Genomic DNA, 19,876 nt, shown 5'->3' with positions numbered 1-19,876 from the left:
CTTTCATACTTATTTTATATTTCCATCACACTTCCGTCATATTTGATGGTTATAATAAGGATAAGACATAAGGAATTCAAGCTTACCTTTATATATGATAAGGAGATGAATAGTATGAGAAAGAATATCTTGAAAAAATCGGCAGGCATATTTTTATCTGCTGCGATGATAGTATCTGCAGTATCAGGAGGAGCTGTATATGCAGTTGAAGACAGCAGTATATCCACTGAAAAGTATGGCGCAGCAGCGGCTTCTTCAGACAGCAGCTATACCCTTGAGGAGATGCTTGTCTATGCTGTTGAAGATGAAAATCTTGCGCTTGCAGGGTATCAGATGATAATCGAAAAGTTCGGCGCTCAGAGGCCGTTCACAAACATTGTGAGAGCTGAGCAGAGGCATGTCAGTATGCTGCTTCCTCTTTTTGAAAAATATAAGGTGACTGTACCGGAAAAGGATTGGAAGTCTCTTGTTGAAATGCCACCATCACTACAGGAATCCTATGGCATAGAAATCAAGGCTGAGGAGAATAACATAGCAATGTACGAAAAATTCCTCAAAGAGGACCTGAACGATGATGTGAGAGCAATATTTGAAAGACTCATGAATGCATCCAAAAACCATCTGAGAGCATTTGAAAATGCCGCATCAGGAACATGCACAGGAACAGGCAATGGTACTGGAATGGGGCAGGGACGCAGAAATGGAAATGGCAATGGACAGGGTAGAAGACAGGCTTTATAATTTAAAACTATATGATTCATTATTTAAAAGGCTCGGAAACCATTCTGAGCCTTTTAAAATAGAGATTTATTGAATTTTAGTTACTAATGTTGTTATTCTAAAGTAGCTATAAGCTGATTATCGGTAACACGGTCACCTTCTTTTACAAGTATTTCGGATATAAGGCCATTAGCCTTCGAAAGTACGGTGGTTTCCATTTTCATAGCTTCTATAGTCATTATTGGCTTATTGGCTTCGATAGCGTCTCCTGCTTTTACAAATATCTTAACGACATTTCCAGGAATTGGAGAACCTATATGTTTTGGATTTGTAGAATCTACTTTTCTTTCATCGTACTTGATGATCTCAACTGAATGGTCAAGGATCTCGGTTTCTCTGGATGAACCGTTAACTTCAAAGCTCAGCGTTCTCATTCCGCTTGAATCAGGATCGTTCATTGAAAGGAATTTCATGTTGAGTACTTTACCTGGTTCTATTTCAACATCGACCTCTTCACCGACATCAAGACCATTAAAGAACACATTAGACGGAAGCTTGCTTATGTCGTTATAAAGATCAAGATGTTTGCAGTAATCATCATAAACTTTTGGGTATAGAGAGTAACTTACTACATTTCTTGAGTTTCCTCTGCCATCATAATTTTCATCAAGATATTTTTTGATAGCATCAAAATCTTCAGGAGGAAGAAGTTCCCCAGGCCTGCAGGTAATTGGAGTAGCACCTTTAAGAACAAGTTTTTGAAGTTCTTTAGGGAATCCGCCTTCAGGCTGGCCTATATATCCCATGAAATATTCTATAACTGACTCTGGGAAAGAGACATCTTTTCCTTTTTCCATTATGTTATCCTTGTTGATGTCATTCTTTACCATAAATATAGCCATATCACCAACTATTTTAGAAGATGGCGTTACTTTAACTATATCACCGAAAAGATCGTTAGCTTCTTTAAATGCTGCTTTAACTTCCTGGAACCTGTCTCCCAGACCAAGACTCTGAACTTGAGGAAGTAGGTTTGAATACTGTCCTCCTGGTATTTCATATTTATATATTTCAACAGAAGGGGTTTTTAACTCTGTCTCAAATTTTGAATATATGTTTCTTACGCCAAGATAGTATGCGCTGATTTCATTAAGTTTGTCTATATCAAGGCCGGTGTCTCTAGGAGTATGTCTTAGAGCCTCAACCACAGAGTTAAGTGATGGCTGGCTTGTAAGTCCTGACATTGATTCTATAGCGCAGTCAACTATATCTGCGCCTGCTTCTGCTGCCATAAGCACTGTACTTACCCCATTTCCGGTAGAGTCGTGAGTATGGATTTCAATTGGGATATTAAGCTCTTTTTTTAGGGCAGTTACAAGCTCTTTTGCAGCATAAGGTTTAAGCAGACCTGACATGTCTTTTATTCCTACGATGTGAACTCCCATGCTTTCGAGCTGTTTTGCTTTTTCTATATAATACTGGGTAGTATATTTTGTATTATTAGGATCAAGTATGTTTGAAGTGTAGCATATTGCTCCATGGACAATTTTTCCAGTCTTTAGAGCTTCTTCGATTGGTCTTTCCATGTTCTCTATCCAGTTAAGGCTGTCAAATATTTTAAATACATCTACTCCTCTTTCAGCAGATTGCTTGATAAATTCGGCAACTACATTGTCGGGATAGTTTTTGTAACCTACGGCATTTGAAGATCTAAGGAGCATATGCTGAAGCACATTAGGCATGAGCTTATTTAGTGTTTGCAGTCTTACCCATGGAGATTCTTTGAGGAATCTGTATGCTACGTCAAATGTAGCTCCACCCCATGTCTCCATAGAAAATGTATCTTTAAATACTTCGTTTGCATAAGGGGCTATCTTTACCATGTCGTGAGTACGAAGCCTTGTAGCAATCAGTGACTGGTGTGCATCTCGCATGGTGGTATCAGTAATATACAGCTTCTTTTCATTTTTGATCATCTGAGTGAAGTCTTTTGCACCCATTTTAAGGAACAAGTCTCTAGATCCAGGTGTATCTGTGATTGCAAATTTAGGAATATTAATCATACTTTCATCAAATCTGTTATTAGTACGCTCATTTACGGTTACATTACCAATAAAGTTAATCAGCTTGCTGGCCCTGTCTTTGCTGGCTTTTATATCAAAAAGTTCTGTTGTTTCCTCTATAAAGGAAGTATAACATTTTCCTTCAATAAAACTTGGGTGGTTCAGCACATTTATAAGGAAAGGTGTGTTTGTCTTAACACCTCTTATCCTGAACTCTCTAAGGGATCTGATGACTTTTCTAGTCGCTCCCTGGAAAGTTCTGTCCCATGAAGTGGTTTTTACTAGAAGACTATCATAATATGGGGTTATCTCTGAACCGGTAAAGCCGTTTCCTCCATCTAGACGTATTCCAAATCCTGAACCAGATCGGTAAACAGAAATTTTGCCTGTGTCAGGCATAAAACCTTTTGTAGGATCTTCAGTAGTCAAACGGCACTGAATTGAGTAGCCATTAACTTTTACATCTTCTTGTGACTGTATGTTTATTTCTTCAGATTTTAAAGAATGTCCCATTTCAATAAGAATCTGGCTTTGAACAATGTCTATTCCTGTAATCATTTCAGTAACTGTATGTTCAACTTGAATACGAGGGTTCATTTCTATGAAATAGAAGTTTTCCTGTTCATCAACCAGATACTCAAGTGTTCCCGCGCTCTTGTAGTTTACATGGTTTGCAAGTTTTAGAGCTGACTCAAGGAGCTTCTTTTTTGTATCTTCTTTAAGAGATATAGAGGGGGCAAACTCAATCACCTTCTGATGTCTTCTTTGCAATGAACAATCTCTCTCATAAAGATGAACTATGTTTCCGTAAGCATCTCCAAGGATTTGAACTTCTATATGTTTTGGTTTATGAAGGTATTTTTCTATAAATATCTTGTCATCGCCAAAAGCCTTTATAGATTCATTCATGGCAGATTGAAAATCTGTCTGCATCTGGCTGCTTGACCTTACGATACGCATTCCGCGGCCACCACCACCGTTAGAAGCCTTTACCATTACGGGGTAACCGATTTCTTCGGCAATTCTTATAGCATCTTCTACTGTTTTTATAGCGTCCTTTGTTCCAGGAATAGTGGGAACACCACATATATCAGCTATTTTCTTTGAACTTATCTTGTCACCCATCATCTCCATAGTTTCTACAGAAGGGCCTATAAATTCGATTCCATTGTCGCGACACATTTTTGCAAATAAAGGGTTTTCTGAAAGGAATCCATAACCAGGATGTATAGCATCAACTTTTTTGCTTTTTGCCAGTCTTATGATGCCTTCCATATCAAGATAGGCATCGATAGGACTCTTGTTCTCTCCTATAAGGTAAGATTCATCTGCCTTAGTCCTGAAAAGGGATAATTTGTCTTCTTTGGAATAAATTCCTACAGTTCTAATTCCAAGTTCTGTTAATGCCCTGAATATTCTTATGGCTATTTCTCCGCGGTTTGCTACCATTACTTTTTTAAATTGCTTTATTTCTTGAGACATGTATAAAAAACCTCCTATATTTGCGTTAAATTAGTATCAATATTAAAATGAAGTACAAAAAATTCTTTATATAAATATATCATGCAAGATTGAAATAGTCAATCATGCATTTATATTAAAACTATTTTTTTGAAAATCCATTTGTAACAATAACTTGAGCACTATAAAACACTTTGTTGCAAGAATGGAATTTATGAAATTTATGATTCAATTGTATCAAAAAATAAAAAAATTATGAATCTGTTGAAAAAACTTGTATTTATATATTAAAAAGTGTTATTATTAGTATGGTTATGAATAATTATAAACGTTATATAGAAAACAGAGGTTTCTTATGAGCTTAAAAGTCATTATACTGGCGGCTGGACAGGGAACAAGGATGAAATCTGAACTTCCAAAAGTAATGCATAAAGTATGTGGTCTGCCAATGCTTGAACATGTACTAAACAATACTGAAATAGATAATAGTGAAGCTGTTGTGGTTATTGGACACAAGAGTGAAGTTGTAAAAGACTACTTTGAACAAAGCGTAAAATATGCATATCAGACTGAACAACTGGGCACTGGACATGCTGTGATGATGGCGATAGACTACATTGCAGACGATGATGAGGTGCTTATTGTATGTGGAGACACTCCTCTTATAGAAAAAGAAGTTCTGCAAAATATGTATGATCTTAAAAAACAGGGGAATAAAGCTGTAATAATGACATCATTTGTAAAAGATCCAACTGGGTATGGTAGAATAGTAAAATCCCGTGATAAATTTATAAAGATAGTAGAAGAAAAAGACTCAGACGAAAACCAAAAGAAGATAAATGAGATAAATGCAGGTACCTATATAATAGAAGGAAAACTTTTAAAAAGTGAGCTTGCTAATCTTAGCACTAACAACAGCCAAAATGAATACTATCTTACAGATGTGCTTGAAAATATTGCGATAGCTCATCAGGTCTCAACATTTGTCGTGGACAGTGAATCTATACTGGGTATAAATAGTCGTTTGCAACTTTCTCAGGCAGAGTATGTAATGAGAAAGAGAATAAACGAAGGTCATATGAAAAATGGCGTTACAATGATCAATCCGGACTGTACTTATATAGACAAAAGTGTTATTATTGAAAAGGATTGTATGATACATCCTAATTGTTATATAAAAGGAAGCTCTGTAATTAAAAAAAATACAGAGATAAGAGAAAATACCACGATAGAAAACAGTATCATAGGTGAAAATGTAACTGTAAAATCATCAACAATATTGGATTCGAAAATTGGAAACAATACAACTGTGGGGCCATATGCGTATCTTAGACCTGGAACTAAAATAGGAAACAATTGTAAAATTGGTGACTTTGTAGAATTTAAAAATGCCAGTTTTGGAGATGGTTCAAAAGCTTCTCATCTAAGCTATGTTGGAGATGCGGAAATAGGTTCTAATGTAAATATTGGTTGTGGTGTTGTATTTGTGAATTATGACGGAGAAAATAAATTCAAGACGGTAGTTAAAGACAATTCTTTCATAGGGTCAAATTCAAACCTGGTAGCGCCTGTTACTATAGAAGAAAATGCATTTATTGCGGCTGGATCAACTATAACTCAGGATGTTCCAAAAGGCAATCTTGCAATAGCCAGAGGTCGTCAGGTCAATAAAAATGATTGGAATAATAAGTAAATATAACTTAATAATCTTTAGGAGGAAGTAATGAATACTAGTGGTAATAAGATTAAGATTTTCAGTGGAAATTCTAACAAGGAACTAGCTCAGAAAATAGCATCGCAGTTAGGCGTAGAGCTTGGTGACGCTGTAGTAACAAGATTCAGTGATGGAGAGATTTCTGTAAACATCAATGAGAGTGTGAGAGGTGTTGATGCTTTTATAATTCAATCAACATGTTCTCCTGTAAACAGACATCTAATGGAAATGCTTATTATGATAGATGCATTCAAACGTGCTTCTGCAGGAAGAATAACAGCTGTTATCCCATATTATGGATATGCAAGACAGGACAGAAAAGCGAAAGCAAGAGATCCAATCACAGCGAAACTTGTGGCTAATCTTCTTACCGCTGCAGGCGCAGATAGAATTCTTACAATGGATTTGCATGCAAACCAGATTCAAGGATATTTTGATATACCAGTAGATCATCTTCTAGGTGGAAGAATTTTGATGGAGCATTTTGAGAAGTTGAAAATTGAAGATCTTGTTATTGTATCTCCAGACCATGGAAGTGTTGCAAGGGCAAGGATTTTTGCACAGTACCTGGATTCTCCGATTGCCATTGTAGACAAGAGAAGACCAAAAGACAATGTTTCAGAAGTTATGAACATAATAGGTGATGTAAGAGATAAAAATCTTATTATACTTGATGACATGATAGACACAGCGGGAACACTTTGTAATGCAGCAGAGGCTTTGAAAAAATTTGGAGCAAAGAATATCTATGCATGTTGTACTCACCCTGTACTTTCAGGACCGGCAATAGAAAGACTTCAAAACTCTGATCTTACGGAGATTATAGTTCTTGATACTATACCTCTTCCTGAAGAAAAAAGAATTGATAAAATAAAAGTACTTTCAACGGCGCCACTTTTTGCATCAGCTATTGAAAAAATATTTGACTGTGAGTCTGTGAGTGTTTTATTCTCACCTGAACCACAGAAGTAAATAATAATTAAGAAATATGAAATATGAAATATGAAATATGAAATATGAAAGGGCCTTAATAAGGCTCTTTTTCAGCTGAAAAACAGGAGAAAAAAATGTATCTTATAGTAGGACTTGGAAATCCAGGAAAACAATACGAAACAACAAGACATAACGTGGGATTTGTAGCAGTTGATGAAATAGCAAAAGAACTTGATATAAAAATAGATAAACTAAAGTTCAAATCATTAATAGGAGAAGCAAGGATAGGAAGTGAGAAAATAATACTGGCAAAACCTCAGACATTCATGAATTTGAGTGGTCAGGCGGTGGTAGAACTCATGAACTATTATAAAGTGGATCCTTCTAAAATGATTGTTATATATGACGATATAGATCTTGACACAGGAAGAATAAGAATAAGAAAAAGTGGAAGCTCGGGTACTCATAATGGAATGAGAAATATAATATATATTCTTGGAAATCAGGATTTTCCAAGAATAAGGATAGGTGTTTCAAGGCCCAAACATGGTGAAGATCTTGCAAATTTTGTGCTTGGCAGATTCGATAAAACAGAGGCAGACAATGTTGTTGAATCAATCAAGAATGCTAGAAAAGCTGTAATTGAAACAGTTGAGACTAATCTTGATAAAGCCATGAATATGTATAACAAGTAGAGGTAAAAATGAATAATTATTTAAAAGCAGTACTGGACTCATCAATTGAGTATACAGAAATACTTGATAATATAGATTCTGGAAAAAAATCAGTGCTTGCCACAGGACTTATTGAAAATCAAAGATCGGAAATGTCTTCATTTCTTTTAAGAAAAGGAATTAGACATGCTGTCATTACTCACAGTGATGCAGAGGCACAAAAACTTCACAATGCTTTTATAAAAAAAAGAATAAATTCAGTCTATATACAAAGTGAAGATATTAGATTTTACTCAGTGGAAGCAAAAGATAGAAAACTTGAGGCAGAACTTGTAGAAAGTCTCTACAAGCTTTCCAACAATGACTACGATCTGGCAGTTTTTTCTTCGGATTCGCTTATAAAAAAATATGTACCAAAAGAGTATATATTAAGTAATTCCCAAGATATAGCTTTTGGACAGGTGCTAGACAAAAACCAATTGATTGAAAAATTGATAAATACAGGATATGTAAGAGAACACAAGGTAGAAGGTATAGGGCAGTTTTCCATGAGGGGCGGAATTGTAGATATATTTACGCCAGGAATTGAGAATCCGGTAAGGATAGAACTTTTTGACGATGAAGTGGATTCTATAAGAATATTTGATATTTTCACTCAAAAATCTATAGAAAAAGTAAATAAAGTAAAAATCCTTCCCGCAAGATCATTTATATATCCACAAAATCTTTTACAGGCAATTAAAGAAATTGAAGATGATATAAGTGATGTTACTAATCAAGACATATCTTTTGATCTGGAAAGAATTAAAAACAGGATATACTTTGAAGGTGTTTCAAAATATATCAATTATTTTTATGACAGAGAAAACACTATATTTGATTATGTAAAAGATATTTCTCTTTTTGAAGTTAATGATCCTAACAGGGTAGTTCAAAAACTTGAGAATGTTCATCAAGAATTCAGTGACAATTTTGAAGGAGCACTAGAAAAAGGCTTTGCTATAAAAAGAGAAGGTGAGTTGTTGCTGGCACCATCTTATGTGGTGGAAAAAATAAAAGAGAAAAAAAACATTTTCAATACAGCTGTGACTTCTTCTATAAAGGATTTTCCAGTTGATGCAATAGTTGATTTTGAAACTAGAGAAGCTAAAGTCTTTAACGGGAAGATATTTGACTTTATAAATGAGCTTAAGTATCTAAGAAGTAATGACTATGTGATTTTGATTTCACTTAAAGATGAAGAGTTTACAAAAAACCTTCAAAAAGCACTGAAAGAAAATAACGTGGGTTCTGTAAGAATTAATATAGGCACACAAGAATCGGAGCACTCAAATGTAATATTTACAGATGAGTATTTTGCTGGTGGGTCAATTTATTCAAAGCATAAGCTGGCAATATTTACAAAGAATGAAATATTTAACACTTCAAAAAGTACTGACAGAAAATTCAAAGATAAAGTTAAAACAAGTAAAATAGAGAGTTTTATTGAACTGAAACCAGGAGATTTTGTAGTACATGAAAATTATGGAATCGGGAAATTTGTAGCAGTGGAACAGAAGGAATTTGACAGTATTACAAAAGATTATATCAAAATAATATATGGTGGAGGAGACACTCTATACCTTCCTCTTGAACAAATGTCAAAAATCCAAAGATATATTGGAAACTCTGCAGAAGATGGAATAAAGCTTAGTAAACTAAGTAGTAATGAGTGGAAAAAAACAAGATCAAGAGCTAAGAAAATCATCGAACTTATAGCCAAAGACCTTGTAGAGTTATATGCAAAAAGGGAAAACACCAAAGGCTACAGATATTCACAAGATACTGTATGGCAAAAAGAATTTGAATATGATTTTCCATATGTAGAAACAAACGATCAGCTAAGAGCTATAGAAGACGTTAAAAACGATATGGAGAGCGAAAAGGTAATGGACCGTCTTATATGTGGAGACGTTGGGTATGGCAAGACAGAAGTGGCAATCAGGGCCATATTCAAGGCTTGTATGGAATCCAAGCAGTGCGCATTTCTTGTACCCACGACAATCTTGAGTCAACAACATTACAATACAATAAAAGAAAGATTTGAAAATTTTCCTATTAAAGTAGAGGTTTTAAGCAGGTTTAGAACTACCAAAGATCAAGAAAAGATTATAGAAAAGATATCTTCAGGTGAAGTGGATGTAGTTATAGGAACGCATAGATTACTTTCAAAAGACATAAAATTCAAAGATCTGGGACTGATAGTAGTTGATGAAGAGCAGCGTTTTGGTGTCAAGGACAAGGAAAAACTCAAAAAACTCAGAACTAACTCAGATGTAATAAGTCTTTCGGCAACTCCTATTCCGCGAACACTGCATATGTCGCTCAGTGGCATAAGGGATATGAGTTTATTAGAAGAACCGCCAAGAGAACGTCAAGCCATAATAACATATGTGATGGAAGCAAGGGAGAGTATAATAGCAGATGCTATAGAAAGAGAGATACACAGGGGAGGCCAAATTTATTTTGTATATAACCGTGTACAGACTATAGAAAAAATGTATCAAATGCTGCAAAGGATAGTTCCTTCGGCCAGAATAGCAGTAGCGCATGGACAGATGAGTCCAAGAAAATTGGAAAAGATAGTAAATGGATTTACAAATAAAGAATATGATGTGCTTATATCTACAACAATAATAGAAACTGGTATGGACATAAGTAACGCAAATACAATGATAGTATATGATGCAGACAAAATGGGTCTTTCTCAGCTATATCAGCTTAGAGGCAGAGTGGGCAGGAGCTCAAGGCAAGGATATGCATATTTTATGTACGAGAAAGACAAAGTCTTAACCGAAGTATCAGAAAAAAGACTTAAGACCATAAAAGAATTTACGGAATTTGGATCCGGATTTAAAGTTGCAATGAGAGATTTAGAAATAAGAGGAGCAGGAACACTCCTTGGAGAAACTCAGCATGGGCATATAGCAGATATAGGCTACGAAATGTATGTAAAAATGCTTGAACAAGAAATAATGAGACTAAAAGGTGAGACTGTAGAAGAAGATGTACCTGAAACTGAAGTGGCAATAAAATTGAATGCATATATACCAAATGACTATATAGAAAATGAGATGGATAAGATCGAGGTATATAAAAAAATATCCAGCATATCTAATCAAGAAGACAAGATGGATATTGAAATAGAAATTGAAGATAGATTCTCGGATATGCCATTTTCAGTAAGCGCGCTGATAGAAGTAGCCTACATTAGATCGCTTGGTAAAAAACTTAAGATAGCAAAAATTGTAAAAGACAAGAATACAATCTCATTTATTTCAAGAGAAGGTAAGATCATAGTGAAAAAGGACTTTGGAAAACTCCAAGATTACAAGTTGGTTAAAAGCATAGCGCAGTATCTTGAAAAGATGGTATAATTACAGAGTGAAAAATTAAATCTGAATTTAAGGAGATTGTTATGAAAAACAAGTTTTTTAAAATATTTTTGATGGCACTTTTAACTTCGCTTATTTTTACGGGGTGCAAAACCAGTGGCGAAGACGTAGTAGCTGTTGTTAATGGTACAAAAATAACCAAATCCGATTTTGAAAAAACCACTTTAAAAGTAGGCAAAGAATATGAAGCGATTTTTGGAGAAGAAATCTGGACCAGTGAAGTTGAGGGTGGAAAGACTTTCAAAGAGGAATTTGACAATGAAATATTAAATGTAATGATAAGTCAGGAAATAGTGTATCAGGAAGCTGAAAAACAAGGTATTACGGTTACTGATGAAGAAGTTGCAAATGAAATGAATTCATACATGCAGTTTATAGAAGATGTGGATGAATATAATAAATTCATGGAAGAAAATGGGATAGATGAGGAGTTTTTAAAAGATCATTTAAAAAAGACACTTATTTATGATAAGTACAGAAACAAAATCATGAGTGAAACTCAAACAAATGAAAATGAACTAAAAGAGCATTATAATACTCATATTGACGAATATAAAAAAGAGGAGATAAAGGCATCTCATATACTGATAACGACTCTTAATGATATGGGAGAACCTCTGTCAGAAGAAGAATCTGCCAAAAAAGAAGCAAAGGCAGCTGATATATTGAGTAAAATAAATCAGGGAGAGAATTTTGAAGCTTTGGCAAAGGAATATTCTGATGACAAAGCGTCAGCAAAAAATGGCGGAGACCTTGGATATTTTGCAAAAGGTGTAATGGTTCCAGAATTTGAAAAAGTAGCTTTTGAACTTGAAAAAGGCCAGGTATCAAATGTCGTAAAGTCATCATTTGGATATCATATAATAAAAGTATATGAGAAAAGAGAAGAAATAACGACATTTGAAGAAGAAAAAGAAAATATACTTGGATCAATAAGATATGAAATCTATGATAAAAAAATGGAAGAACTTAAAAAAGCTTCTAAAATTGAAATATTTGACGACATAATAAACAAATAGTGAGAGGTTAAGATGAGTGAAGAGAAAAAAAGTACATTTCTAAAAGGTGCTGTTATATTAGGCTTGGCTGGTGTAGTGGTTAAGATACTTGGGGCAGCTTTCAGGATTCCAATAACATGGATAATAACTTCGGAAGGACTGGGTTATTATCAGACAGCATATCCAATCTATGTGCTTCTGATATCAATAGCTACATCTGGATTCCCAGTTGCTATTTCTAAAATGGTTTCCGCAAGAAGAGCCCTTGGGGATAACAGAGGAGCTTACAGGGTATTTAAAATAATATTTATGATTCTTCTTGGAATGGGTGTAATCACATCTACTGTAATGCTTTTCAGTGCAAGATATATTGTTACAGTCATGCTTCAAAACCCAAAGGCATATCTTGCTCTTTTAATGCTCGTACCTGCCATACTGCTCGTACCTGTCATGGCTGCATTTAGAGGGTATTTCCAAGGATTAAATAATATGAATCCTTCGGCTATATCTCAGATAGCAGAGCAATTTGCCAGAGTGGTTTTTGGAGTGGGGCTGGCCCTTATATTTGTCCCAAAAGGACTTGAATATGGGGCGGCTGGCGCTACTTTTGGTGCAACGGCAGGAGCGGTATGTGGTTTATCTGTAATGCTATATATTTATTACAAAAACAAAACAACAAGAAACAATGAACTTGAAAACAGTCCTGTTTTTCCACGTGAAAAAACCGCGGATATATTAGCAGAACTTATCACCATTGCACTGCCTATTATAATAGGAGCTTTGGTAATGCCTACGATGAACACCATAGACCTGGCACTTGTAATGAGAAGACTGGTTTCTGGAGGATTTACACATGCTCAGGCAAACACCATGTATGCTCAGCTTACCGGGATAGCTGCAACGCTTATAAACCTTCCACAAGTTATTACAGGAGCAATAGCAATAAGTCTTGTGCCAGTTATTTCATCTGCATATGCAGTAAATGATTTAAAAAGGACAAGAGATAATACAAATCTTGCTATAAGACTCAGTCTTCTTATAGGGCTTCCGTGCGCAGTAGGACTATTTGTACTTGCAACACCTATTATAGGATTGCTTTATCCAAACGAACCTTCATCTGTAGGAGGCATACTTGCAATAATGTCTATAGGGGTGGTGTTCCTTAGTCTTATACAGTCATTTACATCAGTTCTACAAGGAATTGGTAAGGCCCACATTCCGGTATTGAATCTTTTTATAGGTGCGGGTGTAAAATTCATTATGACTTATGTGCTTACTGCGATCCCGTCACTTAATGTAAAGGGTGCAGCAATAAGTACAGTAGTTGCATATATAGTAGCAGCAGTTCTGGATTATTTCTCTGTTAAGAAATATCTTGGACTAAAATTCAGTGCTAGAGACTTTCTAATGAGACCACTTGTTACAGCTGGAATAATGGGAATAATTACGAGGCTTGTATATATTGTTATAGTCCCAGTAATTGGTAATTCTATTGCTACACTTATGGCAGTAGCTGTTGGTGGTGTTGTATATGTAGTGACTCTTTTCATTACAAAGACCATAACAAGAGAAGATCTGCAGGACCTACCAAAGGGTAAAAATATAATTGGAAAACTCGAAAAAATGAAGCTTCTAAAATAAGTTTATGCAAAAAAATCTGACTGATGCCAAAAGGGCCCCATTGTCAGATTTTTTTGTATAAATAAATGCATAAAAAAATAAAAAATTTGTGTAGACAAACCTGTTTGATGGATGTATAATGATTCAGTCCCGGACAGGAATTATAAATAAAACAAATTATAAATAGTTGCAAAAACAATTACATGCATAAGCTTATAAAAAAACAAGCTTGTGCATGTAGTTATTTTTTGCAGTTAAAGGAGCGAAAATGGAAAATGCTGTAATTCAATCTGCAAATCAACTGATGGAGCTGGTAGGGCTTGTCATACTTGCAGGATTAATCTTTGGTAAGATAAGTGAAGTTATAAAAATGCCAGATGTAGTACTTTATATACTGGCTGGGATAATTCTTGGACCCAACCTTTTAAATTGGATAAATATAGGTAAATATCCCGTAGAGAACCAGTTGATTCTTTCTTTTGGAGCTGCATATATACTCTATGATGGGGGAAGAGAAATTGATTTTAAGATTCTCAATAAAGTAAAGGTATCTGTTTCACTACTGGCCACTTTGGGAGTTATAATCTCCACTGTGATTGTAGGTTATGTGGCTACTAAAGCGTTCAAAATACCGCTGGAGTATGGTCTTTTAATGGCATCTGTAATAGCCTCTACGGATCCTTCGGTACTGGTACCTCTTTTTAAGACTATGAATATAAGCAACAAGCTTAAACAGACAATAATCTCTGAATCAGCATTTAATGATGCGGCAGGAGCTGTTATAACATTTTCAATCATAGGTATAATAATGGGAGGAGAATTTTCAATCTCAGCAGGAATTTTTGAGGTTGCAAAATCCATTATAGGCGGAGTGATTGTAGGTGGGGCTATAGGGTATCTGAGTCATATATTTATAGACGAAAAGAAGTTTGGAATACTGAGAGAATCTCCTTCAGAAATAATTATAGTTGCAGTAACTGGAGCATACCTTATTTCAGAAAAATTTGGATTCAGCGGATTTATGGCAGTATTTATAGTAGGTATGTTTTGTGGAAATAAAAAAATGTTTGATTTTTGGATTCCAGAAAATTCCTTTCAAACTCATTTGAGATTTAAAGAAGTGTTTACTATAATCCTCAGGATGATGATATTTGTTTTACTGGGAACACAGCTGGAATTTGTGAATCTTTTCAAGAATCTTACTCCTGCTCTAATAGTAGTTGCTGTTCTAATTTTTGTGGCACGTCCAATTTCGGTTATACTAAGCGTTATTGTTGATAGAAAAGCCCAGTGGAAATGGCAGGAAATTGTATATATGATGTGGGTAAGAGAAACTGGGGTAATTCCAGCAGCTCTTTCTGGTATGATAATGACCATGGGAATAAAACATGCAGATATAATATCTTCGGTTACATTTGCAACTATATTGATAACACTTACACTTCAGGCAAGCACATCAAAATTACTTGCCAGAGTCCTTAAACTTGAAACGGATAATGCGAAAGCATTATAGTTCATTCTAAATGAACATAATGATATAACAATTATTAATAAATGCTATAAGTATTATCCATAAGAAAAGAGTGCTTGAACATAGACTGTTGGTATTTTCTGATATATAATAAGTCAGTCCTTATAGGGCTGGCTTTATTTATTTGGAAAGGAAAACACTATGAAAAGAACATTTTTAAAAATAATTGCGATTTCAGTAGCTTCAATGCTCGCTGTTACGGGTTGCAGCAGTAATGCTCCTGATGCTGAACCTGAAAAAACTTTATACAAAACCGTATCAACAGAGGAGCTGAATGGAAATTTGGATGATGAAAACTGGGTTATAGTAGATGCCAGAGACAATAATGCCTTCAATGGCTGGGCACTTGACGGAGTTTCAAGAGGCGGACATATAGAAGGCGCAGTGGATTTTTCTGCGAATTGGCTTCTTGTTGAGAAAGAAGGAAAAGAAGAGATGCTTCAGGAAGCTCTTGAAACTAAAGGGATACTTCCTGATAAAAATGTAGTTCTATATGACGCTAACTCAGCGGATTCACTGGCTGTTGCAGATTATCTTTCAGCCAAAGGATATGAAAATATATACACATATGATGTAAAAGAGTGGGCAGCTGATGAAAACAAGCCAATGGTTCAGTTCCCAGGATATGAGCTGCTTGTTCCTGCGAGTATTGTAAAAGATCTGATTGATGGGGATACTCCAGAAACATTCACAGAGGGCAAAACTGTCAAGATGATAGAAGCGAGTTGGGGAGAAGAAAAGGAATCGTATGCAAACGGCCATATTCCCGGTGCGATTCATATAAATACAGATTCAATTGAACCGCCTCCATCGTGGATGCTTGCAGAGGATGAAACTCTCTTAAATGTAATGCTTGAAAATGGAATAAGCAAGAATGATACAGTAGTAGTGAGCGGTGGAGCGCAAATGGCAGCCTACAGAGTAGCACTTGTGCTCAGATATGCAGGTGTTGAGGATGTACGTGTCCTTAATGGAGGAGCCGCAGCATGGACTTCGGCAGGATATGAACTTGAAACGACCTCCAACAAACCGGTATCGATAACTGATTTTGGAGGAGATTTTCCTGGTAATCCGGATATAATTGATACTATAGACGAGCTTCAACAAATGCTTCCATCGGAAACTTTTACACTTGTTGATAACAGAACATGGGATGAATATATCGGAAAAACTTCAGGATACAGCTATCATGATAAAATGGGACGTATTCCAGGAGCGGTTTTTGGATATGCAGGAAAGAGCGATTCGAACTCGCTTGATTATTTTAGAAATATAGATGACACTATGCGAAATGCAGATGAAATAATTGCAATGTGGCAAGGTGAAGGAATCAACACTCAAAATCATCTTTCGTTTATGTGTGGAAGCGGATGGAGAGCGGCAGAAGTCCTTTACTATGCAAATGTAGCAGGTCTAAATGATGTATCGTTATACAGTGACGGATGGATTGGATGGTCAAATGCAGATCTTGCTTCAGAAACAGGAGAACCTGTAAAGTAATGAACAAAATAATAAATGTAGCAGTAATTTTTATTGAAGTATCAGTTGTGGCTTTGCTATTTATACTTGAGACAATGTCTGGACAAAAAGCTGGAGTAAATCATCATGTCCTTGCAAGAAAAATACAATGGAACGAAAAATATTTTACTCCAGAAAACATTAAAATACTAACATTTGGATTAATAGCAATTATACTATTTGCTATTTTTATCCAGATTGTCTCTGGCAAAAAAAAGCAAATAGTAAAACAAGGAAAAATTCTTTGGACTCACAATGTTGCGGCCATCTTGGCAGTCAGTATTGCTGTTCTGAGCTTAAAGAACAGGTTTTTTATGAGTTTAAACACATCGGGATATATAACATTTGCTTCAATTGCGATATTTATTTTTGAGATTTTCCTAATAATATATTTAGTTGTAATTGAGAATAAATATAAATAGTAGTTATTTTTAAGGAGTTTATAATGAATGTTGATAAAAAAAGATCAATTATGCTTAAAACAGGTCTTGTTGCCGTATTAGTACTTGTATATGTGCTTTCTGAATCTGTTCAAAAAAACATTAAACAGGTTATTTTTATTATGAGTAATTTAGATGTAGGGCTGGTAAAAGGATACATACTGTCATTTGGAATCTGGGCCCCTGTAATATCATTTTTTCTAATGATATTTCAATCAATTGCGGCACCGTTGCCGGCATTTTTAATAACATTTGCTAATGCTGGACTCTTCGGGTGGGTAAAAGGCGCGATACTCTCGTGGTCAAGTGCAATGGCTGGAGCGGCATTGTGTTTCTTTATTGCAAAGTTTTATGGAAGAAGTGCGGTGGAAAAGCTTTCAAGCAAGTTTGCTCTGGAGGGAATAGATAATTTTTTTGAGAAGTACGGTAATTACGCAATACTTATCGCAAGGCTTCTGCCTTTTATGTCCTTTGATATAGTGAGTTATGCAGCAGGACTTACATCTATGAGCTTCTGGTCTTTCTTTTGGGCTACAGGTTTAGGTCAACTCCCGGCTACTATAATATATTCTTATATTGGAGGTATGCTTACCGGAGGTATGAAGAAATTCGTATTTGGGCTTTTGATGATGTTTTCGATGAGTATACTAGTGTTTTTAATTAAAAAAGTCTGGGATGAAAAAAATACAAAGAAAAAAAATAAAGGTGGAGAGAATGAAATTGGTTAAAAGAAAAATTAGTATTGCAATGTCACTTTTACTTGCATCTATGCTTATATTTAGTGGATGCAGCGGCACGGATGAATCCAGTGGGCAAGGTTCAGAAGGCAAAGTTACAGAACTCGCGGCAGATCTTTCGATTTATGAAAATGGAGACTTATTTATAAGTCCTCAAGAACTCAATGAAATAATGGGGGACTCAAATGTAATAATATTTGATGGAAACAAACCTGACGTTTATGCAAAAGGTCATATTCCTGGAGCCTATGGAGTTGGTTTTCATTCTTTTTCAAATGTGGAAGGTAAACCAGGAGACCCGCTTTGGGGAACAACTCTTGACAAAGACCAGCTAAAAGCTAAACTTGAGTCTTATGGAGTTACTAATGACAAAACAGTAGTATTTTATTCAGATGTTCTTCCTGGACCAGGTCCTGATGGAAGAAATGTTTGGCAAATGAGAATGGCTGGACTTGAAAACGTAAAATTACTTTATGGGGGATTTCCAAAATGGAAAGAACTTGGATATGAAGTGACAAATGAGGTTTCTCCAGAACCAATCCCATCTGAGGGCCTTGAACTTAAGGACTTTGATGAGAGCTACTCAGCGTCAAAAGATTACGTATATGAAAATCTGTATAAAACAGTAATAATAGATGCAAGAAGTGAGGGTGAATATAAAGGCAGTCAGAAGTCAGGAGAAGCCAGAGGTGGTCATATAACAGGATCAAAGCACTTGTTGTGGTCATCTATTCTAAATGAAGATGCAACTCCAAAATCTCCAGAAGAAATAATTCAAATTATGGGTGATCTTGGTGTTACGCCAGAAGATGACTTTGTTGTTTACTGAACTATGGGTATAAGATCTGGATATATGTCCACGGTCCTCAGAGCAGTTGGCTTTGAGAAAGTAAGAAACTATGAGGCTTCAATCTACGAATGGTCGGCAGATGATAGCATGCCTATGGAAAAATAGTAACTAAAACAGCTAAAAACAGGTAGAAGTATCCGACAATAACTTGGATACTTCTACCTGTTTTTCTTGATTTTTAATTAAAGCCTTCTCATAAACTCCTGTTTTAAAAGATCCTGATCCTTCATTACTTCATTAAGTTCTTCAAGCATGGAGGGCACATCTTCATTAAGATTTCCATAAAGTGAGAAATAATTTGAAGCATGATTACTCCTGAAAACTGTGCCAGGGCTATCGATATTCTTTAAAAAGATTATCATTTCTTCTATAATTTCTTTTGGAGTAAGAAGTTTGAAACTCCCGCTTGAAAGTTCGTCCCACATGTCAGTGTCAGGCTCAACCATAAGAGAAAGAAAGCCTATATAATCTGGGTTCATCAGGCTAAGTGCTTTTGCAGTGTCGAGTGCGTGCTCTGCTTTGAGTTCCTGACCGCCAAGACCAGATATTGCAGTTACTGATACAAGGATATTGGATTTTTTTGCTTTTTTGCCAGCTTTGACAATATCTGAAGCGCTTTCACCTTTGTTTATCCTGCAAAGTATTTCATCGTTTCCAGATTCCAGCCCCAGATATATGATACCAAGTCCGAGCGACTTTAACTTGTCAAGTTCTTGATTTGTCTTTATGTTCACACTCTTAGATGTAGCATATATCCCAACTCTTTCGCATTCAGGGAAAATGGTCTGGATTGCTAAGAGTATCCTTGTAAGCTTCTCGGTGCTCAGTATAAGGGCATCGCCATCAGCAAGGAATATTCTTTTTATATGTGAATACATGGTTCTTGCGATTTTAAGATCTTTTTCTATTTCTGAGAAATCTCGTGCTCTGAACTGTTTTTCTTTGTACATAGAACAAAAACTGCATTTGTTATGAGAACAACCTATAGTTGCCTGTATAATCAGACTTCTTGCTTCACTTGGCGGTCTAAAAACCGCACCTTCATAATTTATCATAATGACCTCCATGGTATTTTAAATTTGCCTGCAATTAATATAAATTATAGAACATAAACATAAGATATGTCTATATGAAAATATTCATTGACAAACATCTTAAAACTTGATAAAATACTTTGTAGACA

At 35.5% G+C, this 19,876-nt stretch carries 14 protein-coding genes; 12 read left to right on the top strand and 2 right to left on the bottom strand.

The features are described 5' to 3' along the window. The first annotated feature begins 114 nt into the window (after positions 1-114). Positions 115-741: a ferritin-like domain-containing protein gene (locus tag G558_RS13835; protein WP_051188520.1), complete on the top strand. Its 627-nt coding sequence runs from the start codon at positions 115-117 to the stop codon at positions 739-741. 92 nt (positions 742-833) lie between these two features. Here the strand turns inward: G558_RS13835 and G558_RS0106320 are convergent, their stop codons facing one another. Next, positions 834-4,265: a pyruvate carboxylase gene (locus G558_RS0106320; protein ID WP_028829423.1), complete on the bottom strand. Its 3,432-nt coding sequence runs from the start codon at positions 4,263-4,265 to the stop codon at positions 834-836. A 334-nt stretch (positions 4,266-4,599) separates the two neighbouring features. On the opposite strand from G558_RS0106320, the gene glmU reads away from it, so the two are divergent. From glmU to G558_RS0106265, 11 genes are all read left to right on the top strand, one after another. After that, the gene (gene glmU, locus G558_RS0106315) at positions 4,600-5,937 is read left to right on the top strand and encodes a bifunctional UDP-N-acetylglucosamine diphosphorylase/glucosamine-1-phosphate N-acetyltransferase GlmU (RefSeq protein ID WP_028829422.1); all 1,338 of its coding nucleotides are present in this window, start codon (positions 4,600-4,602) and stop codon (positions 5,935-5,937) included. A 30-nt stretch (positions 5,938-5,967) separates the two neighbouring features. Continuing rightward, positions 5,968-6,930 carry a ribose-phosphate diphosphokinase gene (locus tag G558_RS0106310; protein ID WP_028829421.1) on the top strand — a complete coding sequence of 321 codons (963 nt, stop codon included), beginning with the start codon at positions 5,968-5,970 and terminating at the stop codon, positions 6,928-6,930. A gap of 95 nt (positions 6,931-7,025) precedes the next feature. Beyond that, positions 7,026-7,586, top strand: a complete 561-nt coding sequence (pth, locus tag G558_RS0106305) for an aminoacyl-tRNA hydrolase (protein ID WP_028829420.1) — start codon at positions 7,026-7,028, stop codon at positions 7,584-7,586. Positions 7,587-7,594: 8 nt separating this feature from the next. Further along, positions 7,595-10,981 (top strand): transcription-repair coupling factor, encoded by a 3,387-nt coding sequence (mfd, locus tag G558_RS0106300; protein ID WP_028829419.1) that lies wholly within the window; start codon positions 7,595-7,597, stop codon positions 10,979-10,981. Between the two features lie 41 nt (positions 10,982-11,022). Further along, positions 11,023-12,018: a peptidylprolyl isomerase gene (locus G558_RS12570; protein WP_051188519.1), complete on the top strand. Its 996-nt coding sequence runs from the start codon at positions 11,023-11,025 to the stop codon at positions 12,016-12,018. Between the two features lie 12 nt (positions 12,019-12,030). Beyond that, positions 12,031-13,638 carry a putative polysaccharide biosynthesis protein gene (locus tag G558_RS0106290; protein WP_028829418.1) on the top strand — a complete coding sequence of 536 codons (1,608 nt, stop codon included), beginning with the start codon at positions 12,031-12,033 and terminating at the stop codon, positions 13,636-13,638. Positions 13,639-13,885: 247 nt separating this feature from the next. After that, the gene (locus G558_RS0106285) at positions 13,886-15,130 is read left to right on the top strand and encodes a cation:proton antiporter (protein ID WP_028829417.1); all 1,245 of its coding nucleotides are present in this window, start codon (positions 13,886-13,888) and stop codon (positions 15,128-15,130) included. A 159-nt stretch (positions 15,131-15,289) separates the two neighbouring features. Then, entirely contained in the window at positions 15,290-16,648 is a 1,359-nt protein-coding gene (locus tag G558_RS0106280; protein WP_028829416.1) for a sulfurtransferase, read from the top strand. After that, complete coding sequence (locus G558_RS0106275; RefSeq protein WP_028829415.1) at positions 16,648-17,088, top strand: hypothetical protein; 441 nt, start codon at positions 16,648-16,650, stop codon at positions 17,086-17,088. The genes G558_RS0106280 and G558_RS0106275 overlap by 1 nt, the downstream gene beginning before the upstream one ends. Positions 17,089-17,111: 23 nt before the next feature. Then, complete coding sequence (locus G558_RS0106270) at positions 17,112-17,834, top strand: TVP38/TMEM64 family protein (protein WP_084502835.1); 723 nt, start codon at positions 17,112-17,114, stop codon at positions 17,832-17,834. Next, positions 17,821-18,672, top strand: a complete 852-nt coding sequence (locus G558_RS0106265; protein WP_036931715.1) for a sulfurtransferase — start codon at positions 17,821-17,823, stop codon at positions 18,670-18,672. The genes G558_RS0106270 and G558_RS0106265 overlap by 14 nt, the downstream gene beginning before the upstream one ends. A gap of 203 nt (positions 18,673-18,875) precedes the next feature. On the opposite strand, the gene G558_RS0106255 is transcribed toward G558_RS0106265, so the two are convergent. Further along, complete coding sequence (locus G558_RS0106255) at positions 18,876-19,748, bottom strand: radical SAM protein (protein WP_330363811.1); 873 nt, start codon at positions 19,746-19,748, stop codon at positions 18,876-18,878. Between the last annotated feature and the right edge of the window lie 128 nt (positions 19,749-19,876).

Source organism: Proteocatella sphenisci DSM 23131, assembly GCF_000423525.1.
Lineage (GTDB): Bacteria > Bacillota > Clostridia > Peptostreptococcales > Filifactoraceae > Proteocatella > Proteocatella sphenisci.
Note: the sequence above shows the minus strand (reverse complement) of the source record. Positions and strands in the feature narration are given on the sequence as shown.